We start from the raw sequence: 17,909 nt of genomic DNA, 5'->3' as shown, positions 1-17,909 counted from the left end.
TCAGATATGGATCAGACGGCTGCGCCCAAGGTCAGCTTCGTGTCGCTCGGGTGTCCCAAGGCATTGGTGGATTCCGAGCGCATCATCACGCGCCTGCGCGCGGAGGGCTACGAGCTCGCCCGCAAGCATGACGGGGCCGACATCGTCATCGTCAACACCTGCGGCTTCCTCGACAGCGCCAAGCAGGAATCGCTTTCGGCGATCGGCGAGGCCATGGCCGAGAACGGCAAGGTGATTGTCACGGGCTGCATGGGCGCGGAACCCGAGCAGATCGAGCAGGCCTATCCCGGCGTGCTCTCGATCACCGGCCCGCAGCAATACGAGAGCGTGCTCGACGCCGTGCACCGCGCGCTGCCGCCCGCGCACAATCCGCATCTCGACCTGGTGCCGCCGCAGGGCATCAAGCTGACGCCACGCCACTACGCTTACTTGAAGATCTCCGAGGGCTGCAACAACCGCTGCACCTTCTGCATCATCCCGAAGCTGCGCGGCGATCTCGTCTCGCGTTCCGCCAACGACGTGCTGCGCGAGGCCGAGCGCCTGGTCGGCGCCGGCGTCAAGGAGCTGCTGGTGATCTCGCAGGACACCTCGGCCTATGGCGTCGATCTCAAATACGCCGGGAGCCCGTGGAAGGATCGCCAGGTCCGCGCCAGATTCCTCGACCTCGCGCGCGAGCTCGGCGAGCTCGGCGCCTGGGTCCGGCTGCAATATGTCTACCCCTACCCGCATGTCGACGACGTCATCGCGCTGATGACCGAGGGCAAGGTGCTGCCCTATCTCGACATCCCGTTCCAGCATGCGAGCCCCGAGGTGCTGAAGGCGATGAAGCGACCCGCCGCGCAGGACAAGACGCTGGCGCGGATCAAGCGCTGGCGCGAGGAATGTCCCGATCTCGCCTTGCGCTCGACCTTCATCGTCGGCTTCCCCGGCGAGACCGATGCCGACTTCGCCTATCTGCTCGACTGGCTCGATGAGGCCGAGATCGATCGCGTCGGCTGCTTCAAATACGAGCCGGTTGCCGGCGCGACGTCGAACGCGATCGAGAACCCCGTGCCGGAAGAGATCAAGCAGGAGCGCTACAACGCGCTGATGGCGCGCCAGCAGAAGATCTCGGCACGCAGGCTGAAGCGCAAGGTCGGCACGCGCCAGCAGATCATCATCGACGAGGTCGGCCCGACCGTCGCCAAGGGACGATCGAAGGCCGATGCACCGGAGATCGACGGCGCGGTCTATCTCTCGAGCCGTCGCCCCCTGCGCGTCGGCGAGATCGTCACGGCGAAGATCGAGCGCGCCGACGCGTACGATCTGCACGGCAGCGTCGCGGGGTTCTGAGGTCCTCCGTCATTGCGAGCCAACGGGTCCGCGCGAAGCGCGGCCCCGTTGGCTCGCAATGACGATGTGGATGCGGTCACACCAGCCATTTCGGCACCCAGCGCTCCGGGCGCGGAGCGCGGGCGAGATCCGCCTGAGCCTCAGATAGTTTCGCTGGCTCACCGTCAATGGTCGGGCGCAAATCGTATTCGAAGTTCGGCATGATGCGGCCATCGGCATGGAGGCCGAAATGCATCGTGTACCACAGCCCGAGCTCGGGCTGGGCGCGACGCATCTGCTCGCGCAAGTCGCGCAGCAGGGACTCGATCGAAGCGGCCTCCTCGAACGGCTGCGGGCCGTTCGACAAGACCCGCGCCTGGTATTGCGCGCCGACGATCGCGATCTCGAAGCGCGTCTGGTCCCACGGCTTCTTGCCCCTGGGCAGATGCGCGGCCAGCCGCCAGCCGAGCTCGGCCATCAAGCGGTGATTGGCCCAATAGTCTTCGCGATCCCGGCTCCATTTCTCCACGAAGCCGCGGAAGTCCGGCAGCTCCAATGCGCCGTCGTCACACGCCGGCTTGTCGCCGGCCGGCTGTCCGGCGAGCCATTGCGCGAGCTCGACCGTTTGAGGCTCGACCTCGTCGTGCGGCTTCAGATCGCTCCAGGCCTTGTCGAATTGCTGCGATGTCAGCTTTGCCAGCAGGCCGTCGAGGCTCGGCGCCAGCAGCTCGTAGTCGCCTTCGGAGCCCAGCCCCACGATCGGCGGATTGTCGCGGTCGAGGCCCGCGCCGTACCAGCCGCCGACGGCCGAACCGTCAGGCAGCCGCATGAACAGCGAAAACCGGTCGCGCAAGGGGCTGCCGTCGACGATCGGCGCATGATCGGAGAACTGGCCCTGCAGGGAGAAACAGCCGACGCTGCCCCAGGGGCGTCCCTTGAGCCAGGCGGCAAAGTCGACCAGCAGCGGCGGCGCTTCGATGCCCGGCGGAAATGCGCCGCGAATGCTGTCGAGGTCGATTGGGTAAGGCGTGTCGGACAAGGCTGAAAACTGTCTGGTTGATCCCGCGACTCTTGGTCTGAGCCGCCGTCTGTCCGGTTCGAACCAATTTGCATCCTTCGATCACAAACGCGCTAGAGGCACAATGGTTTCTACACGGCATGCAAAATGAAACACGATAAAACATCAGGAATTTGTTTCAAGCTGTCTGCAATCGGCCTCACGATGGCCCTGCTCGCGCTGACCGCTCCCGCCGCCGCACGATCTCCGTCAGCCGCACAGGCACGTCAATGGTGCTACCGCGTCGACGGAGGCAACGAGGACCAGCGCATCACCGGCTGCTCGGCCTTGCTAGAGGCCGATCCCTCCGACGTGCGCGCACTTGCCAATCGCGGCGAGATGCTCCGGCGAAAGGGCGAGGCCGAGCGCGCCCTGGCCGATTTCAACCGCGCCATCGATCTCGATCCGAAACATCCCGATCTCTGGTACAATCGCGGCATCGCCTATGACGATCTCGGCGACGCCGATCACGCCATTTCCGACTACACGCGCGCCATCCGGCTGAATGCCCGCGACCCGCTCTACTACAACAACCGCGGCAATTCCCTCATCCACAAGAACGACTACCGGCGTGCGATGGCCGATTACGATCAGGCCATCAAGCTCGACCCGAAGTTTGCGCTCGCCTATTTCAATCGCGGCACCGCCTATAGCAACCGTGGCGAGGACGACCGCGCGCTTGCGGATTTCGATCTGTCGATCAAGCTCGACCCGAACTACGGCCCGGCCTACGGCAACCGTGCGCGCATCTTCCGCGACCGCGGCGAGCGGGCCCGCGCGCTGGCCGATTTCGCCAAATCGCTTCAGCTCAGTCCGGACAACGACCGCGATTTCTATGCCCGCGCGAACATGTATTTCGACGCGCACGATTATGCGCGGGCGCTCGAAGATTACGATCGAGCGATCAAGGCCAACGCGAGCTATTCCGGCGTGTTCAATTCGCGCTGCATGACCCGCGCGATCCTCGGCCGCCTCCAAGAGGCGCTGGCCGATTGCGAGCAGTCGCTGCGGATGGAGCCGAACGATCCCTACACGCTGGACAGCCGCGCCCTCACCCATCTCAAGCTCGGCAATCTCGACGCTGCCATTGCCGACTATGACGCGGCGCTGAGCGCAAAACCGGAGTACGACAGCTCGCTCTACGGTCGCGGGCTTGCGAAGCGGAAGAAGGGTGACAATGAAGGCGCAGAACGCGACATGGCGGCCGCCAAGACGATCAACGCCGGCATCGCCGATGCATTCGCGCATTACGGTGTCGAGTGATCCTCACCTGCAGCGTCACGCGCTGACGATGTGACACTATAATGCATTCACGCCCACGCGCGACGTCACGACCGGACTGGTGTGGGTGTTCAAGGTGCAACATCGCGCTGTACTGGACATCGCCGCTCAAGCTGATGCGCGGCGAGCTCATCGACACTGCGATTGCGGATGCGGACTGGGGCTGCGAGGACACCGAGGAAGCCGCGCATCTGACCTGATCGATGCACGCCAGGCGGGTGTTCTGCAAAACGCCCGCTTGACAAGTCCTGCCGTTCGGCTGTAGGGACGCGCCCCATGATCAACTCTCGGACCCACCGCCGCGCAGCTTTCCGTCGTCGCACCCGCGACGATGATGGGTTGCGCCATGTCCGACGACACCGCTGATCACCTGAATTCAGCAGAGTTTTCGAGAAGGCCGCACCCGCAAAGTGCGGCCTTCTTGCTTTTCGCGCGCCTTTTTCCACCCGCCTCCAGAGGAGTTCGACATGACCACCGCCACCCATCCGTATGACGCGCTGATGGACATCACCGCACGGCCCCAGGTCGTGTTCGTCCGCGGCGCCGGCTCCTATCGCTGGGACGACGGCCGCAAGCGCTATCTCGATTTCGTGCAGGGCTGGGCCGTGAACTGCCTCGGCCACTCGCCACCGGCCATTGCCGATGCACTCGCCGCGCAGGCCAGGCGGCTGCTGACGCCGAGCCCGGCGTTCTACAATGAGCCGAGCCTCAAGCTGGCGCAGGCGCTCGTCGACAACAGCGCCTTCGACCAGGTGTTCTTTGCCAACTCGGGCGCGGAGGCCAATGAGGGCGCGATCAAGCTCGCGCGCAAATATGGCAGCCTGCACCGGAACGGTGCGTTCGAGATCATCAGCTTCGAAGGCGGCTTCCACGGCCGGACGCTGGCGACGATGTCGGCTTCGGGCAAGAAGGCGTTCGAGCCGCTGTTCGAGCCGAAGGTCGCCGGCTTCAAGAAGGCGAAGCTCAACGACATCGCTTCGGTCGCAAAGCTGATCAACGACAACACCGTCGCTGTGATGCTCGAGCCGATCCAGGGCGAGTCCGGCGTGTGGCCGGCGAGCGATCAGTTCCTGCAAGAGCTGCGCGCGCTCACCGAGGCCCACGGCCTGCTGCTGATCTTCGACGAGATCCAGACCGGCATGGGCCGGACCGGCAAGCTCTTCCATTACGAGCACACCGGGATCTCGCCCGACATCATGACGCTCGGCAAGGGCATCGGCGGCGGCGTGCCGCTCGCGGCGCTGCTTGCGACCGAACGCGCCTCCTGCTTCGCGCACGGCGATCAGGGCGGCACGTTCAACGGCAACCCGATCATGTGCGCGGCGGGGCTTGCGGTGCTCGAGGAGATCAGCAAGCCCGACTTCCTGAAACAGGTGGCCGAGACCGGCCTGCTGCTGGAAAGCGAGTTGCAGAAGATCTCGGCTCGGCACGGCCTCGGCGGCGTGCGGGGACGTGGCCTCTTGCTGGCACTCGACCTCAAGCTGCCGATCGCCCCCGGCATCGTCGCGCAAGCGTTCGAGCAAGGCGTGCTCCTCAACGCGCCGCAGGTCGACACGCTGCGTTTCATGCCGGCGCTGAACGTCACGCGGGCCGAGATCGCCGAAATGATCGATTGTCTCGACGGGATCTTGACCAAGGCCGGCGCGGCACGGCGGGTGGCGTAGGACCCGTCATTGCGAGGAACCCGCGACAAAATTGCGAAGCAATTTTGCGCTGGCGACGAAGCAATCCAGACTGTTTCCGCGGAGGCAGCTCTGGATTGCTTCGCTTCGCTCGCAATGACGTAAAGAACTACGGCTTCAGGATCGACGCGCCCGTGGTCTTGCGGCTTTCGAGATCGGTGTGCGCCTTCGCGGCATCCTTCAGCGCGTAGGCGTGGTTGATCGGCACGTGCAGCTTGCCGTTGATGACTGCGGCGAACAGCGTGTCGGCGCCTTCCAGCAGTTCGGAGCGCTTGCCGATGTAGTCGTTGAGCTTCGGCCGCGTCGCAAACAGCGAGCCGTGAGTGTTGAGCTCGGCGATCGAGAACGGCGGCACGGGTCCGGAGGCATTGCCGAACGAAACGAACATGCCGCGCGGCTTCAGGCAGGACAGCGAGCCCGGGAACGTCGCCTTGCCGACGCCGTCATAGACGACGTCGCAGCCCTCGTTGCGGCTGATCTGTTTGACGCGCGCGACGAAGTCCTCCTCGTTGTAGAGGATGACGTGGTCGCAGCCATTGGCCTCCGCAAGCTCGGCCTTCTCGCGCGAACCGACCGTGCCGATGACATGGGCGCCGAGCGCGCTTGCCCATTGGCAGGCCAACAGGCCGATGCCGCCGGCCGCAGCATGAATCAGCACGCGATGATGCGGCTCGACCTTGAAGGTCTTGTGCAGGAGGTACCAGACGGTGAGCCCCTTCAGCATCAGCACGGCGCCCTGCTCGTGGGTGATGTGATCGGGCAGCTTGACCAGCTTCTCCCAGGGGATGTTGCGCTCGCCGGTATAGGCGCCGAGATTGTGGTAATAGGCGACGCGATCGCCGGGATGGAAATGCGTCACGCCCGGCCCGACCGCGACGACCTCGCCCGAGGCCTCGTTGCCGGCGATGAAGGGCAGCCCCGGCGCCTTGTAGAGGCCGGTGCGATAATAGACGTCGATGAAGTTCAGCCCGACCGCGTGCTGGCGGATACGCACCTCGCCGGGGCCCGGTGCCGGCACCTCGACGCTCTCATAGACCAGCGCCTCGGGGCCTCCGACCTTGTGCACACGGACGGCTTTGGTCATCGCCTGACCTCCTCGTTTTCCTGCTCGCGGTCCTGCCGCGGACAAGCGAAAGACATCGCGCTCGCCTTGTCAACTCGACGCCGGATGGAACGGCTAGGCCGCCCGCCTGCCGGCTTTCCTGCGGTTGCGCTTGGCCAGCACGTTGAAGAACTCGACCGCCGCCGAGAACGCAATCGCGAAATAGATGTAGCCGCGCGGAATGTGGAATTGGAAGCCATCGGCGACCAGCGCCACGCCGATCAGCACCAGGAACGCCAGCGCCAGCATCTTGGTGGTCGGATGCTCCGCGACGAATCGCGACACCGGGCCGGACGAAATGTACATGATCAGGCAGGCGATCACGACGGCCGCGATCATGATCTCGATATCCTGCGCCATGCCGATCGCGGTGATGATCGAGTCCAGCGAGAACACGATGTCGATGACGATGATCTGGACGATCACCCAGAAGAAGGCGCTGCCGCCGGACTCCTGATCGCCCTCGCCCTCATCGGCTTCGACCTCGGCGTGGATCTCGTGCGTCGCCTTGGCGATCAGGAACAGGCCGCCGCCGATCAGGATGATGTCGCGCCAGGAAAAGTCGTAACCCGAAGAGGAAAATACCGGCGCAGTCAGGCCGATCAGCCAGACCAGGACGCTGAGCAGCAAGATGCGGAAGACCAGCGCCAGCGCCAGCCCGATCTGGCGGGCGCGATGGGCCTGCTTCTCGGGAATGCGCGAGACGATCACCGACAGGAAGATGACGTTGTCGATGCCGAGCACGATCTCGAGCGACGTCAGTGTCAGCAGCGCCGCCCAGGCCTCGGGGCTGGTCAGCAGGTGCATCATGCAAAGGATCTTGCCAGGCGGATCAATGCGTCGCTGAAGGCGATCCACAGTGCGATCGCGCACAGCGCGACCGTGACGCCGGTGCCGACGTGGAAGTCCATCTCCAGCGTATAGAGCCCGAGCAGCGCCCAGATCGCGATCAGCGACATCGTCAGCCAGCGCAGCCGCACGACCCGGACCGGATGCAGCACGTGGAACGGCACGAAGGTCAGCACCACCAGGCCTGCGACCAGTAGGGTCGATAACAGCGGTGGCCAGTGCAGCAGGAACAGGTAGAACGCCGCCGCATTCCACAGCGCCGGAAAGCCGCGGAAATGATTGTCGTCGGCCTTCATGCGCAGGTCCGCGAAATATAATGCGCTGGTGACGATGATGGCGACGCCGAGCAGCGGCGCCGCAACCGGCAGCAGCAGGCCGCTCGCCACGATCGCATAGGCCGGCACGAACACATAGGTGACGAAGTCGACCACGAGGTCGAGCACGTCGCCCGACCAGTTCGGCTGCACGTTCTTGACGTCGAGCCGGCGCGCGATCGGGCCATCGATCGCGTCGATGACGAGGGCGACGCCCAGCCATTGAAACATCGCCGCCCAGTGCTCGCGCACGGCCTCCAGCATCGCCAGCAGCGCAATGGCCGCGCCGAAGGCGGTGAAGATGTGCACCGAGAAGGCCGCGGCGCGGATCGCCGGTCTCGGCTTCAGGGAATCCTGCTGCGTATCCATGGCTTCTGCTACCAGAACGGGACCGGTTTGCACATCCGGCATTGCGACGCTCGGCCGTGCAATTCGTCACAAAATCAGGGAAAATCAGCAGGCTTGAATTTGTCGCGGGGCGTGTCAAATGTCGTTCCATGACAGACGCATCGACACTCCATGACGCGGCCGTGATCGGCGGCGGACCGGCCGGGCTCGCGGCGGCGATCGCGCTGGCGCAGGCGGGTGCGCGGACCGCGCTGGTGGCGCGGCGCGTGCCCTATGCCGATAACCGCACCACCGCCCTGTTGGGTGCCTCCGTCGATCTCCTGGAGAGCCTCGACGTCTGGCCGCGCTGCAAGGACAAGGCGGCCGCGCTCGAGGTCATGCGCCTCGTCGACGACACCGGCCGGCTGTTCCGCGCGCCGGAGGTCCGGTTCTCCTGTCACGAGATCGGCCTCGACGCCTTCGGCTACAACATCGACAACCGTTCGCTGATGCTCGCGCTCGAAGAACGCGCAGCCGAGCTCCCCCACCTCGTCCGTTTCGACGACGAGGCCGAGAGCATCGTGATCGAAGCCGACGACGTCGCCATCCGCACGGCCTCGGCGCAATTCCTCTCGGCCCGGCTCGTGGTCGGCGCCGACGGCCGGCACTCGCTGTGCCGCGAGGCTGCCGGCATCACCGTGACGCGGCGCGAGCTTTCGCAGACCGCGCTGACCTTCAACGTCGGCCATGGGCGACCGCATCGGAATGTCTCGACCGAGTTCCACACCTCGCACGGTCCCTGCGTGTTCGTGCCCCTGCCCGGCGACCGCTCCAGCATCGTCTGGGTCGCGGCGCCCGCGGAAGCCGAGCGGCTGCGCGGCCTGAGCGACGAGGAGCTGTCCGCTGCGATCGAGAAGCAGTCGCATTCGATCCTCGGACGCATGAGTGTGGAGCCCGGCCGCAACCTGTTCCCGCTCGCGATCGAACGTCCAAACTCCTTCGGCCGCGACCGCATCGCGCTGGTCGGCGAAGCCGCCCATGTGGTTCCCCCGATCGGTGCCCAGGGCCTCAATCTCGGCCTGCGCGATGCCGCCGACATCGCGCGGCTCGCGGGCGAGGCCATCGCCTCTCGCCAGGATCCCGGTGCGCCCGACGTGCTCAGGCGCTACGACCGGGCGCGGCGTCCGGACATCTTGAGCCGGACCTTTGCGATCGACATCGCCAACCGTTCCCTGCTCAACGATTTCCTGCCGCTCCAGCCGGTCCGCGCCGTCGGCATGCACCTGCTCGGCGCCATCGGCCCGCTCCGGCGCTTCGCCATGCGCGAGGGCCTCACGCCGACTTGGCGCAGATAGGACTCCTCACGGAAACGCCAGCCGGCCGGTCTGGATCGCCCACATCACGCTGGTCAGCGTGACTACGGAGGCGAAGGTGCCGAGCAGCACGGCAACGGAGGCGGACTCGATCCAGGCGTCGTTCTGCCGGGCGATGACGAACACGTTCAGTGCCGGCGGCAGCGAGGCCATTAGCACGGCGGTCGCGGCCCAGGGCTGCGCGAACGGGCCGAACGCCAGCATCAGCCCGAACGCCGTGAGCGGATGGACCAGCAGCTTCACCGCGATCACCCCCGGCACCTCCCAGGGCACGCGATCGAACGGCCGCAACGCCACCGTCACGCCGAGCACGAACAATGCGGTCGGGGCGGCCGCGTTCTGAAGGAACGTGATGGTGCGGTCGAGCGCGACCGGCAGCTCGATATGCAGCGCCGCGACCGCCGCGCCAAAGCAGGCCGACATGATCAGCGGGTTGAGCACGATCTGCTTCAGCACGACGCCGAAGGCATGCACCAGCGAGGGATGATCGCGGTCTGAAAGCTCGATCAGCAGCGGCACGATCGTGAACAGGAAGATGCTGTCGCAGCAGAAGATCAGCGCGGTCGGCGCCGCCGCCTTCGGCCCGAGCACAGCGAGCGCGAGCCCCGGTCCCATGTAGCCGATATTGCCGTAGCCGCCGGAGAGCCCGGCGAGCGTCGCTTCGCGCAGCGTCAGCCTGCCAAGGACCTTGCCGACTACGAGCGCGATGGTGAACGCCGCAACCGTCGACAGCGTGGTCGCGACCAGAAAGGGCGGATTGTTCAGCTCCGCAAACGGCGTCTTCGACATGATCGCGAACAGCAGCGCCGGCAGCGACACGTAGAGCAGGAAGAAGTTCATCCAGGCGAGGCCTGATTCTGGCAGGGACTTGGCCTTGCCGCAGGCAAATCCGACGAAGATCAGGCCGAAATAAGGTAGTGCCAGATTGAGGATATCGACCATTGATGAAGTTTTTTCTGAAGACTTGGGGGTTATCCGCCCCTGAACCGGAGGTTAATTCCGGGTAAGGCCACTAGCATCGGCCACAATCCTGGTCTATCGACGGAGGATGATTAAAGCGCGGACCGCCAAATTCCAGATCGGACAGGTCGTGCGCCACCGGATCTTCTCGTTCCGGGGCGTGATCTTCGACATTGATCCGGAATTCAACAACACCGAGGAGTGGTGGCTGTCGATCCCCGAGGAGTTGCGGCCCCACAAGGACCAGCCGTTCTATCACCTGCTCGCCGAGAACGCGGAGTCGGAATACGTCGCCTATGTTTCCGAGCAGAACCTGTTGCCGGACGATTCCGGCGAGCCGATCCGCCACTCCCAGGTCGCCGAGATCTTCATCAAGGAGAAGGGCGGCGGCTACCGTCCGCGCAACCCGTCGCTGAACTGACGTTTCGCCGCCAGCAAAAAAGGCGCTCGCATGAGCGCCTTTTTCATGTCTGGACTCGAAGTCCTGATTACTTCTGTCCGGAGGCCGCCGCGCCCGGAGGCGTGCCCTGCTGCTCGAGCTTCTTGCGCTGCTCGTCAGCCTTCTTCTGAAGCTCTTCCTGGAGCTTCTTCTGGGTTTCCTCGAACACCTTCGGATCGGTCGGCGGACCGTCATAGGCCTTCTGGAATTCGCCGGCCAGCGGCAGCGGCAGGGTCAGCGGCGCGCCATTGGCGTTGATCGCCTGAACAACGAGATTCTGGCCCTTCTTCATGTTGTTGATGAGCTCGGGCGTGGCCTCGTAGTCGGACATGCAGCCGTTCTGGAAGCAGATCACATACGGGCTCTGCAACGGCGCGTTGTTGTCGACGATGATACGGGTGCCGTGCACGAGCTGCATGCCGAGCGGCAGCGTCACGCGCAGGATCTTCTTCGGCTCGCCTTCCGGCTCGATGATGACGGCCGCGATGACCGGCTGGCCCGACTCGATCCGGCCGTCCTTGCCGGTGAAGCAGACCTGCTTGGCGTTGGCGTCCTGGCCCTTGAGGCAGAACTTGGTCCAGGGGGCGTAAATGAGCTGGATCTGCTGATCAGCCGGCTGAGCCGCACCCTGCTGCGCCGGGGCGCCCTGAGCGGGAGCCTGCTGCGCCGGCTGCGCCTGGGCGGGCGCCGGACCCTTGGGGGCGGCCTTCGGAGCGGCTTTCGGGGCCGGAGCCGCCTTGGGCGCGCCGGGGGCTGGCGCCGGCGTCTGGGCCCCGGCGGCAAACGGAACGACCAACGCCGTCGCCGTCAACAAGGCGAGAAGCCGCCCGCGCGGCCGGACGGACGCGGCCAAGTAACGGAAATTCATTGCGGAAAACCCTTTCTGAACGGGAAGTGCCCGAACCGCTCCGAAGCGCCGAACCTGGCCGCGTTGGGCGCGGCTCTCTCCCCGTCAATTGAGGCGGATAAGTGACGGGCTCGACGCTCTTGCGCGATTGCCCGCCTTCTTAACGTGGCCGACGAAAAGATCAATGCCGACAACCATCTTTGACCACATTGGGCCCTGCGCCCGGGGAAAATCCCTGTGATAGGATTCAAGGCTAGCCGGTCCTCGAATCAACGTGTGCCGATGTTCATGTTCCCGCGCCTTTTCGAGGGCCCCGGCATTCGCCTTTGCATCCTCGCCCTTATCCTCACCCTTGCCCTCATCGCCGGTCTGTCGGTGGCCGGCGCGCGCGCCGAGGAGGCCCACGCGATCGCCATGCACGGCAAGCCGGCGATGCCCGCCGGTTTCACCCACATGCCCTACGCTAATCCCGACGCGCCCAAGGGCGGCCGGCTGACCTGGGGCATTCTCGGCACCTTCGACAGCCTCAATCCCTTCATCGTCAAGGGACTGGCCGTGCAGCCGATGCGGAGCTACGTGGTCGAGAGCCTGCTCGCACGCGGCCAGGACGAGCCGTTCACGCTCTATGGCCTGCTCGCCAGAACGGTCGAAACCGACGACGCGCGGAGCTATGTCACCTTCCGCCTCGATCCCCGCGCCCGTTTCTCCGACGGCAAGCCCGTGCGGGCCGAGGACGTGCTGTTCTCCTGGCAGCTCCTGCGCGACCACGGCCGCCCCAATCTCCGGCAGTATTACGCCAAGGTCGCCAGGGCCGAGGCGCCCGATCCCCTCACCGTCCGCTTCGACCTTGCCGGCGCCAACGACCGCGAACTGCCGCTGATCCTCGGCCTGATGCCGATCCTGCCAAAGCACGCGGTCGACGTTGCGACCTTCGAGGAGACGACGCTGACAGGCCCGGTCGGCTCCGGCCCATATCGCGTCACGGCGGTGAAGCCCGGGGCCAGCGTGATCCTGACGCGCGATCCCGATTATTGGGGCCGCGACCTCGCGATCAATCGCGGGCTCTACAATTTCGACGAGATCAGGCTCGACTATTTTCGCGAGGCCAACGGCCAGTTCGAAGCCTTCAAGCGCGGCCTCTATGATTTCCGCGTCGAGCACGAGCCGCTGCGCTGGCACGACGGCTACGACTTTCCGGCCGCGATAAGCGGTGAGGTGATCCGCGACACCATCAAGCCCGGCGTGCCGCAACCTTCCGAATTCCTGGTGTTCAACACCCGCCGTCCGATCTTCGCCGACATCCGCGTGCGCAAGGCGCTGACGCTGCTGTTCGACTTCGAGCTGGTCAACCGCAACTACTTCTTCAATCTCTATTCGCGCGTCGCCGGCTATTTCGCCGGCTCGGAGCTGTCGGCCTATGGCCGCCCTGCGGATGTGCGCGAGCGCGAGCTGCTGAAATCCTTTGCCGCGCAGATTCCGCCTGACGTCATGGATGGCAGCTACCGCCTGCCGGTGACCGACGGCTCAGGACGCGACCGCACCACGCTGCGCGCCGCGCTCAAGCTCCTGTCGGAGGCCGGCTATGATCTCGATGGCACCGTGCTGCGCAACCGCGCGACCAAGGCGCCCTTCACCTTCGAGATGCTGGTCACGACCCGCGACCAGGAGCGCATCGCGCTCGCGTTCCAGCGCGACCTCAAGCGCGCCGGCATCGAGCCGACCGTGCGGGCGGTCGATCCCGTGCAGTTCGACCAGCGCCGCCTCGGCTACGAGTTCGACATGATCCAGAACCGCTGGGACCAGTCGCTGTCGCCCGGCAACGAGCAATATTTCTACTGGGGCAGCGCCGCCGCCGACAATCCGGGCACCCGCAACTACATGGGCGCCAGGGATCCCGCGGTCGATGCGATGATCGCGGCTTTGCTGGAGGCCCGTGGACATACGGACTTCGTGTCGGCGGTGCGCGCGCTCGACCGGGCGCTGATCGCGGGCTTCTACACAATCCCCCTGTTTAACGTATCCGAGCAATGGATCGCACGCTGGAATCGGATAGAACGGCCGAAGGCCACCGCGCTGTCCGGCTACCTGCCGGAGACCTGGTGGTCGAAGGGGCAGCCGCAAGCCACGCAAGCAAAGTGACGCCGTGAACCAGCCAGCCGTATCGCCGACGCTCGACACGCTGTTTCAGCGCACGCTGATGCGGCAGCCGCACGCCCCCGCCCTGCTCGATCCTCTCAACAAGGCCCGCGTGACCGGCCATCAACCGCGGCAGATGACCTATGCCGAGGCCGATACCGCCATCGAGGCGCTGTCGGCGCATTTCGTCGAATCGGGCCTGCCGGCCAATTCCGTCATCGCGATCCAGCTGCCGAACACCGTCGAGTTCGTGCTGACCGTGCTCGCCGCCCACCGCGCCGGCCTCGTCGTCGCCGTGCTGCCGCTGCTCTGGCGCCATGCGGAACTGACCGCCGCACTCAACCGCACCGCGGCGCGTGCCATCGTCACCATGAGCAGGGTCGACGGCGTCAATTATTCCGACCTTGCGATGCACGCCGCGGCCGAGGCCTTCTCGATCCGTCACGTCTGCGGCTTCGGCACCGACCTGCCCGAAGGCATGGCCTCGCTCGACGACGTCCTGGCCCGTCCGCCCGGCACCACGCGCGCCGTGATCCAGGACGGCCGCAAGGCGGCGATGATCTCCTTCGACGTCACCGCGGAAGGCTTTCGCCCGGTGCCGCGCCCGCATTTCAGCCTGATTGCCGGCGGCCTTGCGATGTCGCTCGAAGCCGACGTCAAGCAGGGCGCGACGTTGATGGCGGCGTTCACACCGATGTCGTTCGCGGGGCTCGCCTCATCGCTGGCGGTGTGGCTGCTGTCGGGCGGTACGCTGGCGCTGCATCATCCCTTCGAGAACGATGTGCTGGAGCAGCAGATCAACGAGCAGGACTGCGAGGTGCTGATCGCGCCCGCCCAGCTCGCGCTGCGGCTCGGCGATGCCGATCTGGCGGCGCGGATGCCGACCTTGCGCAACGTCATCGGCCTGTGGCGCGCGCCCGAGCAGGTGGCGGCGAGCGATGCCTGGATCGCGCCGCATGCGCCGCTGACCGACGTCTATCTGTTCGGCGAGGCCGGATTGTTCGGCGCCCGTCGCGGCGAGGACGGCATGCCGGTGGCCGTGATGCCCGGCCCGCACGGCGCCCCGCGCGAACAGTCCGGCTCGTCGATCGCAGGCGAGATCCTGCTGACGCCGAAGGGCACGCTGGGCCTGCGCGGCCCGATGGTGCCGATCGCGGCCTACGCTCCGCCGCAGCCGGTCGGCGAGACGCTGACGGCGCAGCCGCCGCGCGACTATGTCGACACCGGCTATGCGGCGCGGCTCGACCGTCCGAGCGGCGCGATCTGCATCACCGCCCCGCCGTCCGGCATCATGGCCGTCGGCGGCTACCGCTTCCTGTCCAACGACCTCCAGGAATGGGCACGCCGGCTTGGCCAGGGCGCGCTGCTCACCGCGCTGCCCGACCGCCTCTCCGGCCACCGGCTGGCCGGACGCGCCCAGGACAATGCCCGCGCCCGCGAGGCACTCAGCGAACTCGGGCTTAACCCTCTGATGGTCGAGGCTTTTCGCGACCGCTCCGGCCCGGTTTGAGCACAGTTTCAACGCTTGCGTTGACGCTGCATTAAGGCAGCCAAACTAGATTGCGCAGCAGTCATTGCGTGATCAGAGTTTCTCGATGTCCCAGGCGGGCCCGATCCTGTTTGTGTCCAATGCCGAACGGCCGGCTTTCGTTGCGGCGCTGGACGAGGCCCGGCTCTTTCCCGTGGTCGACACCGACTGGGCCAGCGCGGCGCGCGCGGTCGAGCAGGTGCAGCCCGCCGCGGTCCTCGCCGCGATGTCCGGTGGGCATGAGCCGCATATCGCGCCCTTTGCGCGGAAGATCGCCGACCAGCTGCCCTATCTGCCCTTCGTTGCGCTGGATGCGCCGGGCATACTTCCCCCCAATGCCCTGCCCTTTTCGTCGCGTGGCGGCAATCCGGACCGCCTGATCGCGCGGCTGCGCGCCGCGCTGCGCGTGCGCACCCTGCACGCCACGGTGCTGCGCCGGCTGCCGGAGGTGAAGGTCTCGCTGCCCGAGTCCGATCCGGTCCGCGATGCCACCGTGCTCCTGATCGGCCGCGGCGCAGCCTATCCTGCGCTCTCCGTCGCGCTCGGCGAACGCGTCGGCGTGGTCGGCGCGCTCTCGATCGAGGCCGCGGCAAAACATCTCAACTCCCGCGACCTCGATGGCGTCGTGCTCGCCGAGGGTTTTACGGCCCGCGTCACCGATGCCTTCCTGACGGTGCTGGCCGAGGACACCCGATTCCGTAGCCTGCCCGTGGTCGTCACCGCGCATCAGTTGACGCAGACCTACGACCTGCCCAATCTCGAGTTGATCCCGGGCGAGCCGGCGAAAGTCGCAGCCAACGCGTTGCCCCTGATCCGCCAGCACGCCATGGAAGCGCAACTGAGCCGCACGCTGCGCTCGATCGATGCCGGCGGCTGGCTCGATCCGCGCAGCGGCCTGCTCACCGTGGAAGCTTTCGCGCGCGATTTCGCCAAGGCGGTCGAGCAGACGCTCGCCCGCGGCGGCGGCCTTTCCGTTGCCCGCTTCGCGTTCGACCCCGGCAATTCCCGCGCCCAGCTCGACGCCGCACGCATCCTGAGCCGCCTGATGCGGCAGATGGATTTTGGCGCGGCACAGAAAGACGGCTCGGTCATCGTCGTGTTCGCGGAGACGGATTTCCGCACCGCGCACATGATCGCCCGCCGCCTCTCGGCGGTGATGCGGCATACCTCGAACGGCAAGCACGAGATGCGCAGCGATCCCGTGGTCAGCGTGGATTCGCTGTCGCCATCGGATACGGCGCGGTCGCTGCTGGCGCGGCTGTCGGCGGACGCGTCACGCGCGGCGTCTTAGTCTCCGTCAGCGCTGGCTGCCACCATTCGTCCCCGGTTGCGCGCTGGTCGCCAGAGCGGGAGCAGGCGCGGCCAGGAGGAAGCCGACGGAGTCGTTCAGGAGCTCGTAGGCACGGTCGACGATGTCGTCGAGGGACATCGTCTTCGCGAACATGCGCTGCGCTTCAGCCAGCAACTGCTCGCGCGTCGGCATGCTGGCCAGACGCAGATCGGCACGGTGCTGCAACAGGGTGATCGCGTCCCGCACCGACAATTCGGTCTCGTGGATCGACGTCCTGATCGCATGCGCGATGTGTTCGGGATTGAATCGGGCCGCGAGCTGCTCGGCCGCTTGCTTGACCACGCGCGATCCTAACCGGTGCTCGTTGCGCAGGACCAGCCTGGGCGGCGTTTTCAAATCCCGGACAATCCCGAGCCAGGACAAGGCCACCAGGACATAATAGGTCAGATCGATCTCGTACCAGTAGAAGCCCTGCCGAGCGCTGGCCTGATAGGCGTGGTGATTGTTGTGCCATCCCTCACCCATCGTGAAGAAGGCGAGCAGCCAGTTGTTGCGGGAGTCGTCTCCGGTCACATACCGCCTGCGGCCGTGAACATGTGCGAGGGAGTTGATGCAGAACGTGGCGTGATACACGAGCACGGTGCTCCAGAGGAATCCGACCACGAGTCCCGACCATCCGGCGATGAGGAAGCAGAGACAAGCGAGCACGAATGCCGGCAGAAGCTCGAATTTGTGCAGCCACATCAACTCGGGATACGACGCCAGATCGGCGACCTTCACGAGGTCGGTTGCATCGTGCTGCCGGTAGAAGATCCAGCCGACATGACTGTAGAGGAAACCCTTGTGCCGCGGCGAATGCACATCCTGCGCCGTATCCGAGTGAAGATGATGATGGCGATGTTTGGCAGCCCACCAGAGCACGCTTTTCTGAGCGCTGCTCTGGGCAAGGAAAGCCAGGATGAATTGAAACACCCGGCTGGTCGCGTAGGCCCGATGCGAGAAGTACCGATGATATCCGGCCGTGATTCCAAACATGCGCAACCAATACAGAACCGCGCAAATGGCAGCTGCCTGCCACGATATGCCCGACCAGATCGCCGCGACGCATCCTGCGTGGACAAACACGAACGGCAGGACCTGCGGATACATGACGTCGTCGTGCTCGGCGTCGTTTTCCGGGCCTGAACCGATATTGATAGACACGCTCGCGACCTCAGTTGTTTCAATGGGCGGGCTGCCCCGCTAGTGGTATGAAAAAACCGCGACCGGTAAACCAGTCGCGGTTCGCACGAATCGGGATCGTCAGTCAGGCGCGCCATCAACGGCGAAGCCGGGTCGTTCAGCCGAAATTCGATCAACCGAACATGGCTGTCGTTCGATCATTGCGCAAGTGGCCATATGCCGCTGTTTTC

The 17,909-nt window shown here is 65.6% G+C and carries 16 protein-coding genes; 9 read left to right on the top strand and 7 right to left on the bottom strand.

Annotated elements, in window-relative coordinates:
* Positions 1-6 precede the first annotated feature (6 nt).
* Positions 7-1,332, top strand: coding sequence for a 30S ribosomal protein S12 methylthiotransferase RimO (gene rimO / locus GPL20_RS23250; RefSeq protein WP_157331940.1), 1,326 nt, complete (start codon positions 7-9; stop codon positions 1,330-1,332).
* Between the two features lie 76 nt (positions 1,333-1,408).
* On the opposite strand, the gene GPL20_RS23245 is transcribed toward rimO, so the two are convergent.
* Complete coding sequence (locus GPL20_RS23245; protein ID WP_157331938.1) at positions 1,409-2,350, bottom strand: hypothetical protein; 942 nt, start codon at positions 2,348-2,350, stop codon at positions 1,409-1,411.
* A 126-nt stretch (positions 2,351-2,476) separates the two neighbouring features.
* Here GPL20_RS23245 and GPL20_RS23240 point away from each other — a divergent pair, with 126 nt between their 5' ends.
* From GPL20_RS23240 to GPL20_RS23235, 3 genes are all read left to right on the top strand, one after another.
* A complete protein-coding gene (locus GPL20_RS23240) occupies positions 2,477-3,631 on the top strand; it encodes a tetratricopeptide repeat protein (RefSeq protein ID WP_157331936.1) in 1,155 nt (384 codons plus the stop codon).
* A gap of 41 nt (positions 3,632-3,672) precedes the next feature.
* Positions 3,673-3,849: a hypothetical protein gene (locus GPL20_RS38935; protein WP_167533154.1), complete on the top strand. Its 177-nt coding sequence runs from the start codon at positions 3,673-3,675 to the stop codon at positions 3,847-3,849.
* A gap of 267 nt (positions 3,850-4,116) precedes the next feature.
* Complete coding sequence (locus tag GPL20_RS23235; RefSeq protein WP_157331934.1) at positions 4,117-5,313, top strand: acetylornithine transaminase; 1,197 nt, start codon at positions 4,117-4,119, stop codon at positions 5,311-5,313.
* Between the two features lie 127 nt (positions 5,314-5,440).
* On the opposite strand, the gene GPL20_RS23230 is transcribed toward GPL20_RS23235, so the two are convergent.
* The 3 genes from GPL20_RS23230 to pcsA form a co-directional block, all read right to left on the bottom strand.
* Positions 5,441-6,415, bottom strand: a complete 975-nt coding sequence (locus GPL20_RS23230) for a quinone oxidoreductase family protein (RefSeq protein WP_157331932.1) — start codon at positions 6,413-6,415, stop codon at positions 5,441-5,443.
* 93 nt (positions 6,416-6,508) lie between these two features.
* The gene (locus GPL20_RS23225) at positions 6,509-7,243 is read right to left on the bottom strand and encodes a TerC family protein (RefSeq protein ID WP_157331930.1); all 735 of its coding nucleotides are present in this window, start codon (positions 7,241-7,243) and stop codon (positions 6,509-6,511) included.
* Complete coding sequence (pcsA, locus tag GPL20_RS23220) at positions 7,240-8,007, bottom strand: phosphatidylcholine synthase (protein WP_157331928.1); 768 nt, start codon at positions 8,005-8,007, stop codon at positions 7,240-7,242. Before pcsA ends, GPL20_RS23225 begins: the two co-directional genes overlap by 4 nt.
* An 86-nt stretch (positions 8,008-8,093) precedes the next feature.
* On the opposite strand from pcsA, the gene GPL20_RS23215 reads away from it, so the two are divergent.
* On the top strand, positions 8,094-9,278 hold the full coding sequence (locus GPL20_RS23215; RefSeq protein WP_157331926.1) for a UbiH/UbiF family hydroxylase: 1,185 nt from the start codon (positions 8,094-8,096) through the stop codon (positions 9,276-9,278).
* Between the two features lie 6 nt (positions 9,279-9,284).
* On the opposite strand, the gene GPL20_RS23210 is transcribed toward GPL20_RS23215, so the two are convergent.
* Positions 9,285-10,238: an AEC family transporter gene (locus GPL20_RS23210; protein WP_157331924.1), complete on the bottom strand. Its 954-nt coding sequence runs from the start codon at positions 10,236-10,238 to the stop codon at positions 9,285-9,287.
* 106 nt (positions 10,239-10,344) lie between these two features.
* Here GPL20_RS23210 and hspQ point away from each other — a divergent pair, with 106 nt between their 5' ends.
* Positions 10,345-10,677, top strand: a complete 333-nt coding sequence (hspQ, locus tag GPL20_RS23205; RefSeq protein ID WP_157331922.1) for a heat shock protein HspQ — start codon at positions 10,345-10,347, stop codon at positions 10,675-10,677.
* A gap of 67 nt (positions 10,678-10,744) precedes the next feature.
* On the opposite strand, the gene GPL20_RS23200 is transcribed toward hspQ, so the two are convergent.
* Positions 10,745-11,563: an invasion associated locus B family protein gene (locus GPL20_RS23200; RefSeq protein WP_157331920.1), complete on the bottom strand. Its 819-nt coding sequence runs from the start codon at positions 11,561-11,563 to the stop codon at positions 10,745-10,747.
* Between the two features lie 261 nt (positions 11,564-11,824).
* On the opposite strand from GPL20_RS23200, the gene GPL20_RS23195 reads away from it, so the two are divergent.
* From GPL20_RS23195 to GPL20_RS23185, 3 genes are all read left to right on the top strand, one after another.
* Positions 11,825-13,681, top strand: a complete 1,857-nt coding sequence (locus GPL20_RS23195; RefSeq protein WP_157332011.1) for an extracellular solute-binding protein — start codon at positions 11,825-11,827, stop codon at positions 13,679-13,681.
* A 4-nt stretch (positions 13,682-13,685) separates the two neighbouring features.
* Positions 13,686-15,188 carry a class I adenylate-forming enzyme family protein gene (locus GPL20_RS23190; protein ID WP_254125589.1) on the top strand — a complete coding sequence of 501 codons (1,503 nt, stop codon included), beginning with the start codon at positions 13,686-13,688 and terminating at the stop codon, positions 15,186-15,188.
* An 85-nt stretch (positions 15,189-15,273) separates the two neighbouring features.
* Entirely contained in the window at positions 15,274-16,497 is a 1,224-nt protein-coding gene (locus tag GPL20_RS23185) for a GGDEF domain-containing protein (RefSeq protein WP_157331918.1), read from the top strand.
* Positions 16,498-16,503: 6 nt separating this feature from the next.
* On the opposite strand, the gene GPL20_RS23180 is transcribed toward GPL20_RS23185, so the two are convergent.
* On the bottom strand, positions 16,504-17,646 hold the full coding sequence (locus GPL20_RS23180) for an acyl-CoA desaturase (RefSeq protein ID WP_157332007.1): 1,143 nt from the start codon (positions 17,644-17,646) through the stop codon (positions 16,504-16,506).
* Between the last annotated feature and the right edge of the window lie 263 nt (positions 17,647-17,909).

It is taken from the genome of Bradyrhizobium cajani (assembly GCF_009759665.1).
GTDB classification, from domain to species: Bacteria; Pseudomonadota; Alphaproteobacteria; order Rhizobiales; family Xanthobacteraceae; genus Bradyrhizobium; species Bradyrhizobium cajani.
This window is presented reverse-complemented; position numbering and strand designations above follow the sequence as displayed.